Raw genomic sequence first — 15,932 nt, forward strand, 5'->3', positions numbered from 1 at the left:
CCTATTTTTTTTGATTTTTTTCAGCTAATAACAATTATTTAAATTTCATTCGCAAATCACTGTTAAATTAAAGAAAACTTTGCCCAAATCAACCTGAAAATTTTAAGGTTTTGATTACCTTTGCAACCCATTTTAGGTTTTATGAAAAAGTTGTTAGGTATTGGTTTTTGGGAATTAATCGCCCGAATTATTTTGAGAAGCAGAATTGTTATTTTGGGCTGCATCATCTTAATTACAATACTGTTAGCTTTTCAGTGGAAAAATATCCGATTTACCCAAACGGAAGCCAACTTAATTCCGGCCGATGACAAAGTAAACGTTGACTACAATAAATTCCTAAATCACTTTGGCGAAGAAGGCAACCTGATTGTCATTGCTACCAAAGACAAAAAATTATTTACCCCAAAAGTTTACCAAGCTTGGAGCGAACTGATGACCGAAATCAAATCGCATAAAGAAGTTACTTTAGTGGTTTCGGTAGACAATTTGCAAAAACTGACGAAAAATGATTCCTTAGAAACTTTCGAATTGAAACCTTTGGTGGATAAAAGTAAAGTTCAGGACGAGCAATACCTGAAGCAAATTCAAACCGAATTATTCACCAAATTGCCTTTCTACGAAGGATTACTATTCAACAAAAAAACCGGGGCGATTCGTTCGGCAATCTATTTAGACAAAAAAATTGTCAACACAAAAGCCCGAAAAGATTACGTTTTAAACGACTTGATTCCGGCGATTGACAAATTTAAAAAGGCGACGAATTTAGATTTACACACTTCGGGCATGCCTTATATCCGAACGCTGAATGCAAAGACTATTATTGACGAAATTGGTTTGTTTATTGGTGCCGCTTTATTGATTACTTCACTCATTTTCTTCTATTTTTTCCGATCGTTCCGCGCGACTTTAATTTCGTTAATCGTAGTGATTATAGGCGTAATGTGGTCATTCGGAATCATGGGCGCTTTGGGTTATGAAATCACCGTTTTGACGGCATTGGTTCCAACCTTAGTCATCGTAATCGGAATCCCGAATTGCATTTTCTTTATCAATAAATACCATCAAGAATACCATAAACATTCGAACAAAGCCAAAGCTTTACAACGCGTAATTACCAAAACCGGAACGGCGACTTTGATGACCAATATCACGACAGCAGTTGGTTTTGCTACGTTTATTGCTACGAATAATGTGTTGTTGAGAGAGTTTGGTGTAGTAACCACTATCAATATTTTGGCGATTTACACTTTGAGTTTATTATTGATTCCGATATTCTTCAGTTACATTCCATCGCCAATTCCGAGACACCTGGGGCATTTGGAACGAGAATCACTGACAAAATTTTTGAAATGGATTGTAAACACGGTAAAATACAATCGTATTGGTGTTTATATCACGGCGATTTGTTTGTTGGTTTTTGGTATTGTGGGCATCGGAAAAATAAAAGTTTCTGGTAGTATCATTGAAGACATGCCAAAAAACACTGCTTTTTATGAAGACATTCGTTTCTTCGAAAAAGAATTTGACGGTGTGATGCCTTTGGAAATCATGATTGATACCAAAAAGAAAAACGGCGCCATGAAACTCACCAATTTGAGAAGAATGGAAGATTTGGAACAAACGATTACTGATATTCCCGAACTTTCTAAACCGTTATCGATAGTCAATATTGCCAAAAGTTTTAACCAAGCCTACTATAACGGCAATCCTGATTTTTACACTTTGCCTTCGCCTAATGAGGAAATGTTTTTATTGCCGTATATCAAAAATTCGCTGAAAAATTCTAAAGACAATCAGCTGAAAAGTTACATCTCTTCGGATGGAAGTGTGGCGAGAATGACCACTTTTATCAAAGATGAAAACGGCGAAAGAATGGAAGCTATTGAAGCGCACATTCGCAATAAAGTAGATAAACTTTTTCCATCGGAACGATATGAAGTCATCATCACCGGAAAGCCCTCGGTATTTCAAAAAGGAACCAAATATTTATTGGACAACTTGCTTTCTTCGCTATTGTTTGCCTTCTTCCTAACCGGCGGATTGGTTGCGATTATGTTCCGTTCGTTTAAAATGGTGTTGGTTTCGATTATTCCGAATTTATTGCCTTTGTTAATGACCGCAGGATTGATGGGCTTTTTAGGCATTCCGTTAAAACCATCGACTTTATTGGTATTCGGAATCGCTTTCGGAATGTCGGTTGATGACACTTTGCGTTTCTTAGCCCAATACCGATTGGAATTATCGCGAAACGATTGGAAAATCAAGAAATCGGTTTATGCTACTTTTGATGATGCCGGAACGAGTATGTTTTATACTTCGATCATTTTGTTCTTCGGATTCTCGGTGTTTATGTTATCGAGCTTTGGCGGAACAATAGCGCTTGGAGGTTTGGTGGCTTTGACCTTGTTCTTCGGCATGTTGTCGAATTTGGTTTTGTTACCATCATTAGTATTGACGTTGAACAAAACATTGGCCAACCAACAAGAATTACCCGAACCAACCATCGATATCTTGGAACATACCGACGAAGAGATTGATGAGTTAGAAAAAAACAATAAATAATTTATATTTGCGTTTAGATTATAGACAATCTAAATATTTACAATTTAATATCTGATATTTAAATGAAACATTCAAAAGTTAAAGACTTACTAGGCAGCGAGCAATCGAATTATGAAGTAACCGTAAAAGGTTGGGTAAGAACTTTTAGAAACAATCAATTTATCGCGTTGAACGATGGTTCAACTATTCATAACTTGCAGTGTGTAGTCGATTTTGAAAACACACCGGAAGAAACTTTGAAAAGAATCAACACCGGAACGGCTGTAGCTTTGACCGGAAAATTAGTTGAAAGCCAAGGCGCCGGACAGAAATATGAAATTCAGGTTTCCCAATTAGAAATCTTAGGTGATTGCGACGCGGAGAAATTCCCGATGCAACCTAAGAAACACTCTTTGGAATTCCTTAGAGAAAATGCCCATTTGAGAGTCAGAACCAATGCGTTCGGAGCGATTATGCGTGTGCGTTCGGTATTGTCCTTTGCAGTGCATTCCTATTTTCAGGAAAAAGGATTTTTCTATGTCAATACGCCGGTGATTACGGGTGCCGATGCTGAAGGCGCAGGCGAAATGTTCCAAGTGACATCCTTGCCTTTAGACAATTTGCCTAAAAACGAAGAAGGCAACATCGATTACAAAAAAGATTTCTTCGGAAAACATACCAACCTAACGGTTTCCGGACAATTGGAAGGCGAAACTTTCGCGATGGCTTTGGGTCAGATTTATACTTTCGGACCAACGTTTCGTGCCGAGAATTCAAATACTTCTCGTCACTTAGCGGAATTTTGGATGATTGAGCCTGAAGTAGCGTTCAATGACTTGACCGACAACATGGATTTGGCGGAAGATTTTATCAAGTATGTGATTAAATATACGGTTGATAAATGTGCCGATGATTTGAAATTCTTAGAAGGAAGATTGTTAGACGAAGAAAAACAAAAACCACAAGCAGAAAGAAGCGAAATGGCTTTGTTAGAGAAATTGAACTTTGTGTTGAACAATGACTTTAAACGCGTATCTTACACCGAAGCGATTGATATTTTAAGAGATTCTACTCCAAATAAAAAGAAGAAATTCCAATACCTAATCGAAGAATGGGGTGCAGATTTACAAAGTGAGCACGAGCGTTTCTTAGTAGAAAAACACTTTAAATGTCCGGTAATATTATTCGACTATCCGGCGAAAATTAAAGCGTTTTACATGCGTTTGAATGACAATACAGAACCGGGCAAAGAAACCGTTCGCGCGATGGATATCTTATTCCCGGGAATAGGTGAAATCGTTGGTGGTTCACAAAGAGAAGAGCGTTACGATGTTTTGGTCGAAAAAATGAAAGCGATTGGTATCGATGAAGAAGAATTGTGGTGGTACTTGGATACCCGTAGATTCGGTTCGGCTGTCCATTCAGGATTCGGATTAGGCTTTGAAAGATTGGTGCTTTTCGTAACGGGAATGACTAATATTCGCGACGTAATTCCGTTTCCGAGAACGCCGCAGAATGCAGAATTTTAATCTGAGTGCCTAAGTAACTAAGTTACTGAGTCACTAAGTTTAAAAATATATGTTGATGAATTTTAATCTATAATCAAGAGGAAACTAAGTCACTCAGCGGCTCAGTCACTCAGCAACTATAAAAAATGTTAAAACAATTTCTAAATCTAAAACTCTCTCAAAAATTATCTCCGCAGCAAATCCAGCTGATGAAGTTAATTCAATTGCCTACGCAGGCTTTTGAACAAAGGCTGAAAGAGGAAATGGTGGAAAATCCTGCTTTGGAAAGTGGTAAAGATGAGGAGGAATTGTATGAGAAGGATGAGTTTGACAACAATGAAGATGATTACGATGATTATGAAGGCAGTGAGAACATCGATACTGAAATCAACATCGATGAATATCTAAGCGACGACGAAACGCCTGAGTATAAATTACAATCTAATAATTATAGTGATGATGACGATGACCGCGAAATGCCTTTTGCAGCACCGGTAAGTTTTCACCAAGATTTAATCAATCAGTTGAATACTTTTATCTTGTCGGATGAGCAACGTGAAATTGCCGAGTTCTTGGTTGGAAGTATCGATGACGACGGTTATTTGCGCAGAAGTATTCCGGATATGGTTGACGACATGGCATTTACCCAAGGGATTTATACCGATGAGAAAGTCGTTGAAAAAATATTGCAAATCATCCACGAATTAGAACCTTCAGGTGTTGGAGCACGTGACTTGCAGGAATGTTTATTGTTGCAATTAAAACACAAAACACCTGCGGAATATGTAGAATTGGCGATTGACATCCTTGAAAACCAATTTGATGCGTTTACCAAAAAACACTACGAAAAGTTACTTCAAAAATACGAGATTACCCAAGAACGCTTGAAAAAAGCCATTGAGGAAATCGAAAAACTGAACCCAAAACCGGGCGGTTCTTTTGATAGTAGCAGTCGTGTAGTAGAACAAATCGTTCCAGATTTTGCCATCAGAATTGTAGACGGCGAATTGGAACTGACTTTAAACGGCAGAAATGCTCCAACGCTACACGTTTCAAAGGATTATCAGGAAATGTTGCAAACGTATAAAGACTCGCGTGACAAATCGCATTCACAGAAAGATGCCGTGCAATTTATCAAGCAGAAATTGGATTCTGCGAAATGGTTTATTGATGCGATTCGACAACGCCAAGAAACGCTTTTTGTGACGATGAATGCGATTATGCATTTCCAACAAGAATTCTTCTTAGACGGCGAAGAAACCAAGTTAAAGCCGATGATTCTAAAAGACATCGCCGATATGGTTGGTTTGGATATTTCTACGGTTTCTCGTGTGGCGAACAGTAAATATGTCGATACGCCTTACGGCACAAAACTTATCAAAGAATTCTTCTCGGAAGCGATGAAAAATGACCAAGGTGAAGATGTTTCAACACTGGAAATCAAAAAAATATTGAAAACTGTTATCGAAGAAGAAGACAAATCAAAACCGCTTCCGGATGATCAATTGGCCGATATTCTAAAAGAAAAAGGCTATCCGATTGCGCGAAGAACAATTGCTAAATACAGAGAATTACTTGATATTCCAGTGGCTAGAATGAGGAAGAAGATTTAAAACCAAATCACTTTGAAAAAATTTCTTCCCTTTTTTTCGTATGCCTTCCATCCTATTTTCGTTCCGTTATTGGGAACCGTTTTTTATGTATTATTGGAAGGACATTACTTTACTCTGGCGCAATATTTAATCTTGTTTTTACAAATTATCATCATTACTTTTTTGCTGCCGATTGCTTTCTTCTACTTACTTAGAACCTTTGGAAAGATAGACAGCATCATGCTCTCAGATATTTCTCACCGCAAAATCCCTTTGATACTGCACATTGCTTTGCTTTCCATATTGATTCAAAAAAGTATAACCATTGATCGGTTTCCGGCTTTGTATTTTTTCTTTTTGGGAGGCATAATGAGTGCTATTTTTGCTTTTTTATTGTTGTATGCCAAAATAAAAGCCAGCATTCATATGATTGGCATTAGTGCTTTGACTGTTTTTATCTTTGGCTTGAGTCTAAAAAACGAAATCAATACAATCAACCTAATGGCACTTTTTGTGATTCTCAACGGATTGGTAGCTTCTTCAAGATTGGTTATGAAAGCCCATTCTAACAAAGAATTGTTAATTGGCTTTTTGTGCGGTTTACTGCCTCAAATAGGTTTGCTTTATGTTTGGCTATAAAATGTAAAACATAATACCAAAATTGGCCGTATTCATGTCTATAGATTGCCCGTCTATTTTGGCAGAAGATTTAAACAAAGGATTTAAACCAAAATAAGCATATAAATTCCAAGTATTCCATCCTGTGGTTAGGTAAACTCCGTAATGTAAATCGTTTAAATCGGCTAAATTAGTTTGCCCGACATTTCCTTGGGAAGATTCTAATTTATATTGGTCATAAAAAAGATAACTCAGTTTTAAGCCCATATGAACTCTCCAAAACTTATGACTCTCCGGCGTTGAATTTCGCCATCTGAATTCGATAGGCACATCAACATAATGCAGGGATAATTTGTTTTTGGAAAAAGTAATATTATCGGGATCTAAAATGCTGTAAGTGGTTACATTTCCAACATCGATAATGCCCATGTTTTGGTTGTAAATGGCTAAAGAATACCCTAATCCGGCCGCCAAAGAAACCGTTCGCTTTTTATTCAAAGGCATATCGCGCAAAAAACCAAGAGCCAAACCCGGAGAAAGCTTATTTTGTTTCAAGCCTTCCGGACGTTTTTGTAATGTGTTGTAAGTAATATTTAGATAAAATTGATCTTCTCGATAGAGTGAATCTGGAGCATCAAAATCTTTGTCAACATCTTGAGCAAAACTGCCCAGCGTTATAAAAAAAACCGAAATGAGGAGTTTGATGCGCATAATTGATTTATTCTGTAAGCGAAAGTACATCATTTAGGCTGAAAAAACAAAAGGGATTAAATGCAGTGATTGCTATTGCAAAGGCTGTTTTCTTTTATATGAAAAAAATTAGAAAGTGAACTTTCCATTTTTTTCATATAAAAGAAAACCGAAGCATAGCTTCGGTTTTATCGCAGAGAGGATGGGATTCGAACCCACGATGCAGTTACCCACATACAAACTTTCCAGGCTTGCTCCTTCAACCACTCGGACACCTCTCTTTTTGGAGTTGCAAAGAACAACAAATTTTTTCAGTAAAAAAAGTTAGTTTGGCAATTTGTTATTGCATTTCGCCACGCAAAGAAGTCTCAAAAATAGTTTTGAAAACCGTTGGTGCTACATTTTGCCCAAGTAAGTACATTAATTTGGTTATTGCAGCTTCTGTAGTGATGTCTTTACCGGAAATTACCCCTATTTTCTTGAGTTGTGTGCTGGTTTCATATTGACCCATATTTACACTTCCGCCTGAACATTGTGTCACATTGACTACATGTAAACCACTTTTAATGGCTTTCTTTAAAATCTGGATAAACCAATCTTCGGTTGGCGCATTTCCGGAACCGTACGTTTCCAAAATGATCCCTTTTAAGTTGGGAATAGAAACAATAGCTGTTAAAACAGATTCATTTATTCCCGGAAACATTTTTACAATCACGACGTCATTATTGAGTTCTTTGTGGACCACTAATTTCTTAGTCGATTGCTTTTTGAGCACCGTATTCGTATTAATCGTCAAATGCACGCCTGATTCTGCCAATGGTGGATAATTGGGCGAAGTAAACGCATTAAAATGTTCGGCATTGATTTTCGTCGTTCGGTTGCCACGGTATAATTTGTATTCAAAATACAAACACACTTCTTGAATTACCGGCTTTCCTTTTTGTTGCAAAGAAGCTATTTGAATAGCCGTAATTAAATTCTCTTTGGCATCGGTTCTTAAATCTCCGATAGGCAATTGAGAACCGGTAAACACGACAGGTTTGTTCAGATTCTCGAGCATAAAACTCAAGGCTGAAGCCGAATACGACATTGTATCTGAACCATGAAGTACCACAAAACCATCAAAATTTTGGTAACCGTCTTCAATGATTTTGGCAATAGTTACCCATTTTTCGCGATTCATATTTGAAGAATCTATGGGTTTTTCAAAAGAAATGGTTTCGATATTACAATCCAATTGTTTGATTTCGGGAATTTTTTGCAACAACTTTTTAAAGTTGAAAGCTTTCAACGCGCCGGTTTCAAAATCTTTCATCATTCCGATAGTACCACCGGTATAAATCAGCAATATATTAGGTTTAGATTGCATTATGATATTTGGATTTATTGACTACAGGATTGGCATACATCGCCAAGAAACTTTCCAACATTTGCGGATTGTTTTCATCAATTTTCATCTCCAATCTTCTTTCAAAAAGTGACTTTTCGTTTTCAGTGTAAAAAGCTGTGTATTTCTCTGTTTTGTGCAACAAATCATAAGCGATATAATTGGTTGGCCACAACATATAACTCTGCAAAATAGAATCGTCTATGGCTTGTGCCAAAGCTTGAATTTGTTTGTTATTATTGTCGAATTCTGTAGCGATTGCATCCAATTCTTTGTCTAAAATATCGCCAATATGAATATGAATGCGTTTCTTTTGGCCAATGATTCCACTTAATAACGTCACAAAATCTTCGTTTTTTTCTTTGATGTAAATTTCGTTTTTGGCTTCCGCGATTAACTGTGGCATTTTCAGCGCATCAGTCGGATCGTATTCATATGAAATAGAAACCGGAACGATTTTTAATTTTTTAAAATAGTCCATCAAACTTTTTTCATCCGAACCCATTCCGAGCATTTTTAATACTCCTGAATGCGTGGCGTCATTTCCGTCTTTGGTTCTTCCTTCGCGTTGCGCAATCCATACTGAACGATTTTCGCGTAGCAATAACTGACCGATGTATTCCGACATCAATTTGGAACTTTCGAGCAATTCTCTGGGTGACAAACCCCGTTGAACTAAAAAGTTTCTGTTCAGTTTTGACAAGGTTTTCAAAAATGATTTTTGTACCAAATTATCTCCAATGGCTGAAGCGGTCATCACTAATCCGTGATCGAACAAAGCAACATTCAACAAAGACGTATCCAAGATAATATCTCTGTGATTGGAAATAAAAAGATACGATGTATTGGGTTGTAATTTTTCAAAACCTGAAGTGGTTAAACCCTCTGAGCTTTTTTTAAGTACTTTTTGTACAGCTTGATAAATAAAATTACACTGGAAGTCACGGATGGAGTGCGTTTTTAGAAGTTGGCTTTTCCAAACTTCTTCGTCCACCTCCGGAAATGTGAAACCCATTAACGCTTTCATCATCGGATGATTGACTGCAGTATGAATGGCTTCATTTACCTCGGCATCATAATACGGACGAATAGAATCGAATTTCTGCATTGAATCTTTCAATTTTGAGGAACAAAAGAACAAAAAAAAAGTTAATTTATGACGATTTCTTCGTTAAATCCCAAAAATGGCTTTTGAATTTTCTGTCGTAATTCGGGCGATTTCCTCTATGGGAAGTTGGTAAATCTGGGCTAATTTTTCGGCGACCAATTTAGTATAACTGCTTTCGTTTCGCTTGCCTCGAAATGGCACCGGAGCCAAATAAGGCGAATCGGTTTCCAAGACAATATGTTGTAAATCGATATCGTTTAAGAATTGGTCAATTTTTCCGTTTTTAAATGTCGCAACTCCACCAATTCCGAGTTTCATGTTCAAGCCGATGGCTCTTTGGGCTTGACCCAAATCACCTGTAAAACAATGAAAAATACCGAATAAATCGCTTGCCTTTTCACCGTCCAAGACTTCGAAAACTTCATCAAAAGCATCGCGACAGTGAATGTTTATGGCTAATTTATATTTTTTAGCCAATTGGATTTGGCGTTGAAACGCTTCCTGTTGGATTCCCAAAGTGGTTTTGTCCCAATACAAATCGATTCCGATTTCGCCTACGGTGTAAAACTTTCTTTTGGCCAGCTCAGTTTCCACATGCGCTAATTCTTGCTGATACGTTTCCGGCTTAACATAACACGGATGCAAGCCCATCATTAAAAAAATGTTGTCGGGAAATTGGGTTTCCAAATCGTACATTTTTTGGGTGTAAGTCGAATCAATGGACGGCACAAAAAAACGGGAAACACCGGCATCGATGGCCCGCAGAATCATGGAAGTTCGGTCGTTTTGAAATTCTTCGGAATAAAGATGCGTATGCGTATCGGTTAAAATCATTGGGTTTTAAGGCACTAAGGTTCTGAGGCGCTAAGGTACTAAGTTTATGGATAATTTTTTAGGATAATGGATTTTAGATTACATTTGAGAATCAATACAACACTATGAAAAACCTGCAGGAAGTACTGAGAAAAGAAAAGTACAAGAAAATCAATTTCAAAGTTTCTAAAACCCAGCATTTGCTGATTAAAGCTACTATTAATGGGGTTTCTGGGAATTTTATTTTAGATACCGGCGCTTCTAACAGTTGTGTTGGTTTTGAGAGTATTGAAAAATTCAACCTTAAAGCCGGAAAATCAAAAACCAAAGCTTCAGGTGCCGGCGGAACCGGGATGATGACCAAGATTGCCAAGAACAATGCTTTAAAAATTGGTCGCTGGAAAACGGAAGAACTCCATTTAATTATTTTCGACATGAGCCATGTAAATGAAGCCTTAACGCAATACAAAGCCAAACCGGTTGATGGGATAATTGGTGCTGATGTTTTGTTGGAAGGCAAAGCGATTATTGATTACTACAATCATTGTTTGTATTTGAAATAAGATATTTCAGATTTAACATTTCCTACAATTAAATTCCATACATTTGATACTTAAACTTTTACTCATGGAGAAAAAATACACTTACTTACTGCTGCTTTTTATCTTCGGATTGTTTTTTAGTCAAACTTCCTATGGTCAAATTGTGGCTAATAATGATGCCGGAACCGTAACCAATTCTAACACAGTACAAATTGCCATACAAAATGTGTTGGGAAATGATACTTTAAACGGAATTCCGGTTACGTTGTCAGAAGTGACTTTAACACAAATTTCATCGTCAGCACAAATTTCATTACAACCCAATGGTTCTGTTGTAGTTAACCCAGGAGCGCCTGCGGGTAATTATGAAATCTACTATAATATTTGTCAAATTAGCAATCCGGGAAACTGCGATGCTGCCTTTGCATATGTGACAGTAAATCCAGTGCCGATTGTTGTCAACGGTGACGTTGTTACAATTTCAACCGGTTTATCAACGCCTCAAATTGTTTTAGAAAATGTATTGTCTAACGATACTTTAGGGGGCATTCCAATTAGTATTAGTGATGTAAATATTCAACAAATATCTTCTACGGCATCTACTTATTTTTCCATTGATCCCGCTACTGCCAATATTTTAGTGATTAGTAATCCGCCACCTGGGGATTACTATATAGACTATTACTATTGTATCGGCAGTGGCCCAAATAATTGTGTTAGTACTTTTGCAATCATCACAGTAGTTAATTCCCTATTGACCACTATTAACAGCACTTATCAGGATTTTAACGCCGATGGCATTACTAATGTTGGCGATGTCGTCAATTATACTTATTCAATTACCAATATCGGCAGTACGGCTGTCTCTAATATTTCTGTTTCCAGTACAGAAGTCAATATTAATGGCGGTCCGCCGATTCCGCTTCTGAATCCGAGTGCGAATAACAATACTACTTATACCGGAGTTCATGTCATTACCCAAGAAGACATCAATAATGGTTCGGTAGTCGTTGCTGTTCAAACCAACGGAACGCTATCCGGAAATCCGATTAGTGTAACCACTACGGATACCCAAAACTTAAACATCGCAAATGGTATCCAATTGAACGCCTTCATAGATTACAATGGCAATGGTACTCAGGAGAACGGAGAACCTAATTTTCTTTATGGTTCTTTCCAATACCAATTGAATGATAATGGTACTGTTCACAATATTATTTCCTCCAACGGCATACATTATTTATATGAAACCAATCCGACCAACAGTTATGATTTTGGTTATACCATTTCTCCGGCTTACACTTTACAATATTCGGTAGCTCCCGCTTCTTATTCTAATGTAACTGTGGCTAACGGTTCGGGAATAGTGACTTATAATTTTGCCGTAACTCAAATTCCTTACAGCGATTTGGGTATAAACGTTTACGGTTGGATTCCACCAAGACCGGGATTCACTTATGAAAATTACATCACTTATTTCAACTACGGCAATCAAACCATTGCAAGCGGAACAGTTACTTTTACTAAAGCCAGTAACGTGAGTATTCTTTCTGTTGCACCGTCAGGCTCAACCCCAACAGCTAATGGATTTACATACAATTTCACCAATTTATTACCTGGAGAATCACGAACAATGATAGTTAACATGCTAGTGCCAACTATCCCAACGGTTAATCTGGGTGATTTGGTTACCAATACTGCTTCCATTTCTATTCCTTCCAATGATATTAATGTCAATAATAACAGCAGCAGTTTAACACAAACTATAGTAGGTTCTTATGACCCGAATGATAAGGCCGAAAGTCATGGCCCACAGATACAACATTCCACTTTCAGTGCCAATGATTATCTGACCTACACCATTCGATTTGAAAACACAGGAACAGCTGAAGCAATTAACATCAGAGTCAACGATGTTTTAGATGCCGACCTTGATGAAACTACTGTTCGAATGGTTACCGCCAGTCATCCTTATGTGTTAGACCGAGTGGGAAGCAATTTGACTTGGCGTTTTGATGGCGTTAATTTAGAACCGTCTATTCCCGGGAATTCAGTGATTGGTCATGGTTATATCGTGTTCCAAGTCAAGCCAAAACCGGGTTATGCTATTGGCGACATAATACCAAATACCGCCAATATTTATTTCGATTTCAATCCGGCAATTGTTACCAACACTTGGACTACCGAGTTTGTCTTACAGTTGAGCAATCCTGATTTTACAGCGATGGACTTTGAGTATTACCCTAATCCGGTAAAAAACAATTTGACCATTTCAAGTGAGTCAATCATAAACAAAATTGAAATCTATTCAGTTTTAGGACAAAAAGTGAAATCGGTTAAAGTGAACGATATCCAAACTGAAATCAATTTATCAGAGTTGACCCAAGGCCTTTACTTTGTTAAAGCGATCAGTGCAGGTCAAGAAAAAACAATAAAAATTATTAAAGAATAAATTTTTTAATTTCCAAAAATAAAATCCCAAAGACCTATTACGGTGTTTGGGATTTTTTGTTTTTATGCAAAGAATAATAAGCAATCAAGGTACTTATCAGCATTAGGAAACTACCTAAAATAAATGGCGCTCCTGGCAATTGAAACGGCGCTTCGTCATGGGTAAAAAAGTAAAACGTATTGGTCATCATCGGCGGACCAATAATAGCGGAGGCACTCATCAAACTCGCCAATGTTCCCTGAATTTCTCCTTGTTCGTTAGCCGGAACTTTTCCCGAAACTTCAGATTGCAATGCCGGTCCGGCAATTCCACCGAGACAATACGGAACCAAAAAGGCAAACATCATCCAACTCTCAGTGGCGAAAGCAAATAATAGCATACCGACTGTATACAAAGACAATCCGAGGTAAATACTTTTGGTGTTTCCTAATCTTGGACTCGTCCATCGAATTAATCCGCCTTGAACAATTCCAACCAACAATCCGACTGCGCCAAGGGAAATACCTACCATTTTTTCATCCCAATTGAAACGGTACATCGTAAAGAAACTCCAGTTGCTGTGCACCGCATGGGAACCAACATACAAAAGGAAAATCGCAATAACCAGTCCGATTATAGAAGGATATTTTTTTAGGTTTAGTAAGGCATTTATGGGATTGGCACGCTTCCATTCAAATTCGCGACGGTTCTTTTTGGATAACGATTCGGGTAAAATAAAATAACCGTATAAAAAGTTCAGCATGCACAAAGCAGCAGCCGCATAAAATGGTACTCTCGAACCAAATTGCCCTAACAATCCACCAATCACCGGACCAATGATAAAGCCTAATCCAAAAGCAGCACCTATCATGCCGAAATTCTTGGCTCTATTTTCAGGCGTACTGACATCAGCAATATATGCCGAAGCTGTGGTAATACTCGCGCCAGTTAAACCTGCGATAATTCTTCCTATGAAAAGCCATACAATCGTTGGGGCAAAAGCCAACAACAAATAGTCTAAGGAAAAGGCAAAAAGCGAAATTAAAATAATCGGTCTTCGGCCAAATTTATCACTCAGATTCCCAATCAAAGGCGCACAAACAAACTGCGTTATCGCGTAAGCAAAAGTCAGCCATCCGCCATATTTTGCCGCTTCACTGATATCGGCTTGAATGAGTTCGGAAATTAATTTAGGGATTACCGGAATGATAATGCCCCAACCCGTGATATCAATCAGCATCGTGATAAAAATAAATCCTATCGCCGCTTCTTTTTGGTTTTTCTTCATAGCTTATTTTTTGGGCGTGTCCCTTTGGGCCGTGCTTTCCGCAGTACGCGGTACTCGCTCCAATCACTCACGCAGTATGCAAATAAACGAAAAATCCCGCTTGAATAACAAACGGGATTTAATATATAGGCGCCTCATCCGAGGCAGGTAGAAACCCTAAAGCTCTAAAGCTTTCTTAGGGTTGTTATTCATCAAAATTTCCACCGGATTTTCTAAAGCTTCTTTTACCGCTACTAAGAATCCAACCGACTCACGACCATCGATGATTCTGTGGTCATAAGACAAGGCTACAAACATTACCGGAGCGATAACGATTTGACCGTTTCTTACAATGGCTCTTTCCACTACATTGTGCATTCCTAAGATTCCAGATTGTGGCGGATTGATAATTGGCGTACTCAACATACTTCCGAAAACACCACCATTTGAAATAGTGAATGTTCCTCCGGTCATTTCGTCAACCGTGATTTGTCCGTCACGTGCGCGAATCGCTAATCTTTTGATTTCCGCTTCAACGCCTCTGAAAGACAAAGTTTCAGCATTTCTCATTACCGGTACCATCAAACCTTTTGGTCCAGAAACCGCTACTGAAATGTCGCAGAAATCATAAGAAATTTTCTCTTGTCCGTCAATCATGGAGTTAACATCCGGGTATAATTGTAAAGCTCGCGTTACGGCTTTAGTAAAGAAAGACATAAAGCCTAATCCTAAACCGTGTTTGGCTTTGAATTCCTCTTTGTATTGTTCACGCAACGCATAGATATTGGTCATGTCTACTTCGTTGAAGGTAGTCAACATCGCGGTTTCGTTTTTCGCAGAAACTAATCTTTCCGCTACTTTACGACGCAACATGGATAATTTTGTTCTTTCTGAACCACGGGTTCCACCCGTTGGTGTTCCCATTGAAGGCACAGCATTTAAAGCATCATCTTTAGTGATTCTGCCGTCTTTTCCTGTTCCAACAATGTCAGAAGGTTGGATGCTTTTTTCATCTAATATTTTCTTCGCTGCCGGAGATGGTGTTTGAGCCGCATAAGTTGCTGCCACTGGAGCTGCTTTTGGAGCTTCTACTTTTTTCTCTTCTGCTTTTGGTGCTTCTGCTTTAACTTCTACTGCCGAAGCTGAACCACTTGGTTTTGCCGCATCAGTATCGATTAAACAAACTACAGCGCCTACGGCTACTGCGTCACCTTCTTCTGCTTTTAGCGTGATAATTCCGCTGGCTTCTGCCGGTAACTCTAACGTTGCTTTATCAGAATCAACCTCAGCAATGGCTTGGTCTTTTTCTACATAATCGCCGTCTTTTACTAACCATGTAGCAATTTCTACTTCTTTTATCGATTCGCCCGGTGAAGGCACTTTCATTTCTAAAATCATGTTTGTAATTTTATAGTGTTGTTCTTGTTTATCTTTT

At 38.1% G+C, this 15,932-nt stretch carries 12 protein-coding genes and 1 tRNA gene; 6 read left to right on the forward strand and 7 right to left on the reverse strand.

The genetic code is table 11. The annotated features are described in order from the left end of the window. Positions 1-141: 141 nt before the first annotated feature. The 4 genes from ACK4HO_RS09715 to ACK4HO_RS09730 all read left to right on the forward strand — a co-directional run bounded on the left by ACK4HO_RS09715 (position 142) and on the right by ACK4HO_RS09730 (position 6,280). On the forward strand, positions 142-2,562 hold the full coding sequence (locus tag ACK4HO_RS09715) for an efflux RND transporter permease subunit (RefSeq protein ID WP_409665285.1): 2,421 nt from the start codon (positions 142-144) through the stop codon (positions 2,560-2,562). A 62-nt stretch (positions 2,563-2,624) separates the two neighbouring features. After that, positions 2,625-4,070 carry an asparagine--tRNA ligase gene (gene asnS, locus ACK4HO_RS09720; protein ID WP_409665286.1) on the forward strand — a complete coding sequence of 482 codons (1,446 nt, stop codon included), beginning with the start codon at positions 2,625-2,627 and terminating at the stop codon, positions 4,068-4,070. 125 nt (positions 4,071-4,195) lie between these two features. Beyond that, positions 4,196-5,662: an RNA polymerase factor sigma-54 gene (gene rpoN, locus ACK4HO_RS09725; RefSeq protein ID WP_409665288.1), complete on the forward strand. Its 1,467-nt coding sequence runs from the start codon at positions 4,196-4,198 to the stop codon at positions 5,660-5,662. A 12-nt stretch (positions 5,663-5,674) separates the two neighbouring features. Further along, a complete protein-coding gene (locus ACK4HO_RS09730; protein WP_409665290.1) occupies positions 5,675-6,280 on the forward strand; it encodes a hypothetical protein in 606 nt (201 codons plus the stop codon). On the opposite strand, the gene ACK4HO_RS09735 is transcribed toward ACK4HO_RS09730, so the two are convergent. The 5 genes from ACK4HO_RS09735 to ACK4HO_RS09755 form a co-directional block, all read right to left on the reverse strand. Next, a complete protein-coding gene (locus ACK4HO_RS09735) occupies positions 6,275-6,970 on the reverse strand; it encodes a porin family protein (RefSeq protein WP_409665292.1) in 696 nt (231 codons plus the stop codon). The genes ACK4HO_RS09730 and ACK4HO_RS09735 overlap by 6 nt on opposite strands. 173 nt (positions 6,971-7,143) lie before the next feature. After that, positions 7,144-7,230 (reverse strand) — tRNA-Ser (locus ACK4HO_RS09740). A 59-nt stretch (positions 7,231-7,289) separates the two neighbouring features. After that, positions 7,290-8,318, reverse strand: a complete 1,029-nt coding sequence (locus tag ACK4HO_RS09745) for an asparaginase (RefSeq protein ID WP_409665294.1) — start codon at positions 8,316-8,318, stop codon at positions 7,290-7,292. Beyond that, a complete protein-coding gene (locus ACK4HO_RS09750; protein WP_409665296.1) occupies positions 8,308-9,444 on the reverse strand; it encodes a 1-acyl-sn-glycerol-3-phosphate acyltransferase in 1,137 nt (378 codons plus the stop codon). The genes ACK4HO_RS09745 and ACK4HO_RS09750 overlap by 11 nt, the downstream gene beginning before the upstream one ends. 63 nt (positions 9,445-9,507) lie before the next feature. After that, on the reverse strand, positions 9,508-10,278 hold the full coding sequence (locus ACK4HO_RS09755; RefSeq protein WP_409665299.1) for a TatD family hydrolase: 771 nt from the start codon (positions 10,276-10,278) through the stop codon (positions 9,508-9,510). A gap of 104 nt (positions 10,279-10,382) precedes the next feature. On the opposite strand from ACK4HO_RS09755, the gene ACK4HO_RS09760 reads away from it, so the two are divergent. Both ACK4HO_RS09760 and ACK4HO_RS09765 read left to right on the forward strand, forming a co-directional pair. Continuing rightward, positions 10,383-10,820, forward strand: coding sequence for a retropepsin-like aspartic protease (locus ACK4HO_RS09760; RefSeq protein WP_409665301.1), 438 nt, complete (start codon positions 10,383-10,385; stop codon positions 10,818-10,820). A gap of 64 nt (positions 10,821-10,884) precedes the next feature. After that, positions 10,885-13,251: a T9SS type A sorting domain-containing protein gene (locus tag ACK4HO_RS09765; protein WP_409665303.1), complete on the forward strand. Its 2,367-nt coding sequence runs from the start codon at positions 10,885-10,887 to the stop codon at positions 13,249-13,251. Between the two features lie 37 nt (positions 13,252-13,288). Here the strand turns inward: ACK4HO_RS09765 and ACK4HO_RS09770 are convergent, their stop codons facing one another. Further along, on the reverse strand, positions 13,289-14,518 hold the full coding sequence (locus ACK4HO_RS09770; RefSeq protein WP_409665305.1) for a TCR/Tet family MFS transporter: 1,230 nt from the start codon (positions 14,516-14,518) through the stop codon (positions 13,289-13,291). A 156-nt stretch (positions 14,519-14,674) separates the two neighbouring features. Continuing rightward, positions 14,675-15,895: a 2-oxoglutarate dehydrogenase complex dihydrolipoyllysine-residue succinyltransferase gene (odhB, locus tag ACK4HO_RS09775; RefSeq protein ID WP_409665375.1), complete on the reverse strand. Its 1,221-nt coding sequence runs from the start codon at positions 15,893-15,895 to the stop codon at positions 14,675-14,677. Positions 15,896-15,932: the final 37 nt, after the last annotated feature.

This window comes from Flavobacterium sp., assembly GCF_046296355.1.
Classification (GTDB): domain Bacteria; phylum Bacteroidota; class Bacteroidia; order Flavobacteriales; family Flavobacteriaceae; genus Flavobacterium.